Origin of the sequence: Thermococcus sp., assembly GCF_026988555.1 — an archaeon.
In the GTDB taxonomy this organism is placed as follows: domain Archaea; phylum Methanobacteriota_B; class Thermococci; order Thermococcales; family Thermococcaceae; genus Thermococcus.
In genome coordinates, this window is sequence record NZ_JALSLB010000066.1 from 1 (window position 1) to 6,333 (window position 6,333).

Sequence of the window (6,333 nt, forward strand, 5' to 3'; positions counted from 1 at the left end):
TTGAGAACCACTTCGAGATACTGAAGCCCTACGTCAGGGCCATCATCAGGGCGAGAAAGGGGGAGTGGACGTGTGTCGTCTGCAAGGTGGCCATGCTAAGGAGGGCGGCAGAGATAGCGAGGGAAAAGGGCGCCCTCGGCATAGTGACCGGCGACAGCCTCGGACAGGTTGCCAGTCAAACCCTCTCGAACCTGTATTTTGAGACGATGAGCGTCCGCTTCCCGGTTCACAGGCCTCTCCTCGGCATGGACAAGGAGGAGATAGTGGCGATAGCCAGGAGGATAGGGACATACCAGGCTTTCCTTGAGTATCCCTACTGCGACTGCCCCTTCCGGCCGGAGAGGGTCGTCACGAGCGGGAAGCTTGAGGAGTTTCAGCGCGTGTTTGAGGTGCTGGAGCGGGAGGGGCTGGTATGAGGAAAGCTTTTAAAGTAACCGGGTGTAACTATACCTGGAGGTGGTGGAGATGCTGAGCGAGAGGATGCTGAAGGCCCTCAACGAGCAGCTGAACAGGGAGCTTTATTCGGCCTACCTGTACTTCTCGATGGCAGCCTACTTTGAGGACATGAACCTTGAGGGCTTCGCCAACTGGATGAAGGCCCAGGCCGAGGAGGAGCTCGGGCACGCACTCAGGTTCTACAACTACATCTACGACCGCAACGGCAGGGTCGAGCTGAAGGAGATAGAAAAGCCGCCCAAGGAGTGGGACTCCCCGCTGGCGGCGTTTGAGGCTGCCTACGAGCACGAGAAGTTTATAACCAGACACATACACGAGCTGGCAGCTTTAGCCGAGGAGGAGAAGGACTACTCAACGAGGGCGTTCCTTGAGTGGTTCATCAACGAGCAGGTCGAGGAGGAGGCAAACGTCAAGAAGATAGTGGACAAGCTCAAGTTCGCCAAGGACAGCCCGCAGGTCATATTCATGCTCGATCAGGAGCTCGGCCAGAGGCAGCCCCAGCTTCCGGGACTTCTCCTCCAGGCGGGAGGTTGAAGTTCCCTTTTTCCCTTCTGCCTTCTTGAGCAGGGAATACACAGTTCTGCGAAGAAAGGTTTTAAAAGTGTACTTTTCTACCCAAACGCGGGTAAAGAAAAAACGGTGATGCTCATGCTGAAAGTGGAAAATCTCCATGTTAAGGTTGCCGATAAGGAAATCCTGAAGGGAGTGGACTTTGAACTCGCATCGGGCGAGCTCCACGTTGTCATGGGGCCGAACGGTTCAGGAAAGTCCACCTTAGCTTTGACGATAGCAGGACATCCCAGGTACGTCGTTACGGAGGGGAGAATACTCTTCGAGGGGAAGGATATAACCTATGCAAAGCCAGAGGAGAGGGCTAAGAAAGGCATATTCCTCAGCTTCCAGCATCCGGTTGAGGTCGAGGGTGTAAAGGTCATTAACTTTCTCCAGAGGACTCTGAAGAACCTCAGAGGTATAGACGAGGTCGAGGCCTACGACATGATATTCAAGGCCGTTGAGGATCTCGGCTTTGACAGTTCGATTCTCTCCAGGGAACTCAACGTAGGCTTTTCAGGTGGTGAGAGAAAAAAGCTGGAGATGCTCCAAGCATATCTCGTGAAGCCTAAGCTTCTCATCCTCGACGAGCCGGACAGCGGGGTTGATGTGGATTCCCTCAAGGTTATCGCGGGGGTTATAGCCAAGCTGCACAGCGAGGGGACGGCGATACTCCTAATCACCCACTACGGAAGGATTCTGGAGTACCTGAACCCCCAGAGAGTGCACGTGCTGAAGGAGGGTAAACTCGTCGTCTCCGGCGGGATGGAACTTGTAAAGCTCATAGAGGAGAAGGGCTTCGCGGCGGTGGAGGAAAATGGGACAGCAGTCAAGGCTTGAGGAGATACTCAAGGCCGGCTCGCTTGAGGAGATACTTGGGACGGCGGTACCATACCCCAAGGAGATAGAGCTCAAAGGAGAACTGACAAGGGACATGATCGAGGAGCTTTCGAGGATAAAGAACGAGCCGGACTGGATGCTCAGGCACCGCCTGAAGGCCCTTGAGCTGTTCCAAAAGCTCCCGATGCCCAAGTGGGTTGTCGGTGTTGAGGAGCTCGACCTTGAGAACCTCACCCTTTACTCCAAGCCAGAGATAGGCAACGAAGTTAAGGACTGGGACGATCTGCCCGAGAACATCAGGAGAACCTTCGAGCGCTTAAATATACCCGAGATAGAGAAAAAGTTCCTCTCCGGCTTGACGGCGGTCTTCGACAGCGAGAGCGTTTACTCCAACTTAAAGGCCGAGTTCGAGAAGATGGGGATCATCATGCTCCCCATGGAGGAGGCTGTTCAGAAGTACCCCGACCTTGTGAAGAAGTACTTCGGCAGGGTATTTCCGGCCGGAGAGCACAAGTTTTCGGCCTTACACCATGCCCTCTGGAGCGGTGGGGTCTTCGTTTACGTGCCGAAGGGTGTCAGAATCCCCTTCCCGGTCGAGGCTTTCTTCGTTATAGGCTCCGCATTGGAGGGGCAGTTCGAGCACACGCTTTTGGTCGCGGACGAGGGGAGCTACATACACTTCATTGAAGGCTGTTCGGCGCCGATGTACAAGGGCTTCTCCTTCCACGACGGCATGGTCGAGATTTACGCCCACAAAAACGCCACCGTCAAGTTCACCACGATACAGAACTGGAGCAGGAACGTCATCAACTTCAACAACAAGAGAGCAATAATAGAGGAAAACGCCTACGTCGAGTGGATTGAGGGCAGCATCGGCAGCCAGATAACCTACACCTACCCGTCAAGCGTCCTGAAGGGCGAGGGGGCGAGGACGGCTCAGTACGTCGTCTCGCTGAGCAACGGGCCCTTCATGAAGGACACCGGCGCTAAAACCTGGCATCTGGCTCCAAACACGAGCTCGAAGATAGTCTCCAAGAGCATAAGCGCCAACGGCGGCATAAACATATACCGCGGGCTGGTGAGGATCCTCAAGGGTGCGAGGAACTCCACCGCGACGGTCTCGTGTGACTCACTAATCCTCGACGAGGAGAGCAAGGCGTATACCTATCCGCACAACCAGAGCGACGAGCCCACAGCGAGCATAATCCACGAGGCAACGACCGGGAAGCTCGGGGAGGACAAGCTCTTCTACATGAACTCCCGCGGAATAAGCGAGGAAGAGGCGAAGAGCCTCATAGTTCTCGGCTTCATCAGCGAAATCCTTGAGGGACTGCCCTTCGAGTACGTGGAGGTGCTCAAGAAGGTCATAGAGCTTGAGTTCAGCGAGGTCGGGGGTGTTGGTTGATGTTCATTGAGAGGGAAGCACTCGAAAGGCTAACCTACCAGAAGTACGGCGACAGCCCAACCATAAAGAGCTACACCAAGTGGAAGCTCTTCGAGGAGAACTCGCCGTTCAAACTGCCGACAGAGGCGGAAGCAGGGGACGTTCCGATAAAGGGGCACGTCGTTTTATCGGGAAGCGGTGCCGAGTTTAACCTTCCGTCCGGTGTTGAGCTGAGCGAGGGGACTTTAGGCCTTTCCCAGCCTGAGGAGTCGAGAATCCTCGGCTTCCACTTCTACGCCCTCAGGAAAGCATACAGGCTGAGGATTACCAGAGACCTGGTGGAACCCCTCGTCATAGTCTCCCACCTCTCAGCTAAGGCATTCATCAGCCACCACATAAGCATCGAGGCCGAGAACGTTAAAGCTCCGATAATAATCTATGATTTAGCCAAAGAAGGGATTAAATCCCTCGCGGTCGAGCTCAAAGCTAAGAACGCCGATCTTGAGGTTCTGACCGTTGGAAGGCATAAGAGCCTTTCGCACTACCTCCTTAGGGCAAGCCTTGGGGGAGGAACCAGAGTTAAGGCATTCACGGTCATAAGCGCCGGGAAAATGAGCCACCACCGCGAGGACTACTCCCTTGAAGGGGCAAAGAGTGAGCTGATACTCAGGGGCATGCCCATAGCCATTGGAAGCTCGGTGGACTACCTCACCAACGTCCTCCAGTACGGCGAAAGGAGCAAAAGCGAGACGAGGGTTCACGGCTTTTCATACGAGAACGGCTGGACGGTTCACAGGGGGGTTGCGAAGGTCTTTGAGAGCGCCAAGAACTCATCGAGCGGTGTGGTCTCCCAGATAACCATAATGGACGAGGGTTCACTCGGCGTCAGCGTACCGATGCTTGAGGTCGACACCGGCGAAATCGAGTCAGCCTTCCACTCCTCGGCGGTGAGGCAGTTCGACGAAGATGCGCTCTTCTACCTGAGGTCGAGGGGACTCGACAGCGACGAGGCAATGAGCCTCTTCGTCCACGGCATTGGAGAGGCTTTGAGCAGTCATCTCGAAAGGCTGAGGAGCAAGGCCAGGGGAAACGTAGGGGAGCTAATAGAGGGGCTTCTCTGAACTTTCTTTATCCCCATTAAGAAAAAGCTTTAAATCCTAATCGTGATTAGTACTAATCATGATTAGTGAATTTATTGACCGTGAAAACGAGCTTAAGTTGCTTGAAGAGCAGTGGGCGAATCTTCCTTCGTTTGTGGTTTTATACGGGAGGCGGAGGACGGGAAAAACCCGGCTTCTGGTTGAGTTTTCAAAGGGAAAGCGGGCGTTCTTTCACACATTTATGGAGGACACACGGGAAAGGCAGATAAGGAAACTCCGGGAGGAACTGGTTGCATTTTTCAACGATGAGCTGTTTCTGAGCCTCGACGACTGGTATTCCCTGTTCAAGTACCTATCATTAAAAATCGAGGAAAAAACGTTGATAATCCTCGACGAGTTCAGCTACGCCCTCAAGAGTGACAGGACGATACTAAGTGCCCTGCAGAGGGCCTGGGATCATGACCTCTCAAGAAAGCCGGTTATGCTGGTTTTATCCGGCTCACTCATAGGCATGATGGTTGATGAAGTCCTCAGCTATTCCTCCCCCCTCTATGGCAGGAGAACCGCAAGTTTTCGGCTCAGACCCCTTACCGTCTTTGATTCACTTAAGTTCTTCAGCGATTTTAGAACTGGCCTGGAGCTGTACATGCTCATAGGGGGTATTCCCTCTTACCTTATAGTGGCTTCCAGGTACAGGGACACCGAAACGTTTGTCGAGGAAACCTTTCTGAAGCCGGAAGGTTTCTTCTACGACGAGCCATATATCCTCCTGTCAGGAGAACTTAGGGAGCTGAAGACTTACTTCTCCATACTCTCCGCGATGGCTCACGGGAAAACCAGGCCCTCGGAGATAGCAAGCTACGCCGGACTGGATGGGAGAAAAGTGTATCCCTATCTGGAGAACCTCATCCGCCTCGGTTTTGTGGAAAGGGAACTGCCGGTTGCAAAAAAGGAGAAGCGCGGTATCTACAGACTAAAAGACCCGATGCTGCTCACATGGTTTTCGATAGTGCCCAAGAACAGGACGGGCATAGAGCTGGGTCTCGTGACTTACGACGACGTTAAAGGGGACCTCCAGAGGATTCTGGGGGTTCGTTTTGAAGACGTTGCGAGGGAGTTTCTGATCGAGCTGAACAAAGCTGAGAAGCTGCCTTCTAAGTTCACCCGGATAGGCCGCTGGTGGCACAGGGGCGAGGAAATCGACCTGGTGGCGGTGGACGGCAATATGAAAAAAGTCCTTCTTGTTGAAGTAAAGTGGAAAGACATGAGAAAACGGGAAGCCCGTGGAGTTCTGAAAGATTTGAAGAGGAAATTCAAGCTTATGGGCCTCGAAGGATGGGAGGCGTATTTTGGTCTCATGGCAAGGAAAGTTGAGGGGAAAGGGGATCTGAGGGAAGAGGGTTTTAACGTGTGGGATCTTGATGATCTTGAGGTTCCGCGAGGTTAACACTTCCACTTTCACACCCAAGATTGTTTAATACTGTCCCTTCTCGTCCAGAAAAACCCTATATAGGTTCGCTTCCAAAACTCTAAGGTGTCTTTATGTCCCTGAAGGAAGTTCTGAAAGAGGAACCCCACACGGGGTATATGCTGACCAACGAAGCGATAGTCAGGGCCGCGCTGGAGGCCGATGTGAAGGTGACGGCCTTCTACCCCGGCTCTCCCCAGACGGAGATTCTGGACACGTTTGACAGGGTGTCCCGCTACCGCGACGACATCGTGGTGGAGATAGCCGCGAACGAAAAGGTCGCCCTGGAGACCGTCGCAGGAGCCTCTTTCGTCGGTCTGAGGGGCTTCACCTCCATGAAGAGCGTCGGCGGAAACGTTGCCTCCGATACGCTCTACTCCCTTGCCTACACCGGCGTGAAAGCCGGCTTGATGGTGGTCATAGCGGACGACCCCTACGCGCACTCCTCCCAGTCGGAGCAGGACGGCAGGTGGTTCGGCTACACCGCTTACCTGCCAATGCTTGAGCCGGCAAATCCGCAGGAGCCCTATGAT

General features: G+C 53.9%; 5 protein-coding genes and 2 pseudogenes. All 7 read left to right on the plus strand.

Features of this window, described 5'->3' with window-relative positions:
* A pseudogene (locus MVK60_RS10970) lies at nucleotides 1–416 on the plus strand (tRNA 4-thiouridine(8) synthase ThiI); the annotation flags it as partial.
* A 49-nt stretch (nucleotides 417–465) separates the two neighbouring features.
* Nucleotides 466–990: a ferritin gene (locus tag MVK60_RS10975; protein WP_297439349.1), complete on the plus strand. Its 525-nt coding sequence runs from the start codon at nucleotides 466–468 to the stop codon at nucleotides 988–990.
* A 114-nt stretch (nucleotides 991–1,104) separates the two neighbouring features.
* Nucleotides 1,105–1,848 (plus strand): Fe-S cluster assembly ATPase SufC, encoded by a 744-nt coding sequence (gene sufC, locus MVK60_RS10980; RefSeq protein ID WP_297439351.1) that lies wholly within the window; start codon nucleotides 1,105–1,107, stop codon nucleotides 1,846–1,848.
* Nucleotides 1,826–3,253, plus strand: coding sequence for a Fe-S cluster assembly protein SufB (gene sufB, locus MVK60_RS10985; protein WP_297439343.1), 1,428 nt, complete (start codon nucleotides 1,826–1,828; stop codon nucleotides 3,251–3,253). The genes sufC and sufB overlap by 23 nt, the downstream gene beginning before the upstream one ends.
* Complete coding sequence (locus MVK60_RS10990; RefSeq protein ID WP_297439345.1) at nucleotides 3,253–4,353, plus strand: SufD family Fe-S cluster assembly protein; 1,101 nt, start codon at nucleotides 3,253–3,255, stop codon at nucleotides 4,351–4,353. The genes sufB and MVK60_RS10990 overlap by 1 nt, the downstream gene beginning before the upstream one ends.
* 58 nt (nucleotides 4,354–4,411) lie before the next feature.
* Entirely contained in the window at nucleotides 4,412–5,779 is a 1,368-nt protein-coding gene (locus MVK60_RS10995) for an ATP-binding protein (protein WP_297439347.1), read from the plus strand.
* Between the two features lie 95 nt (nucleotides 5,780–5,874).
* A pseudogene (locus MVK60_RS11000) lies at nucleotides 5,875–6,333 on the plus strand (indolepyruvate ferredoxin oxidoreductase subunit alpha); the annotation flags it as partial.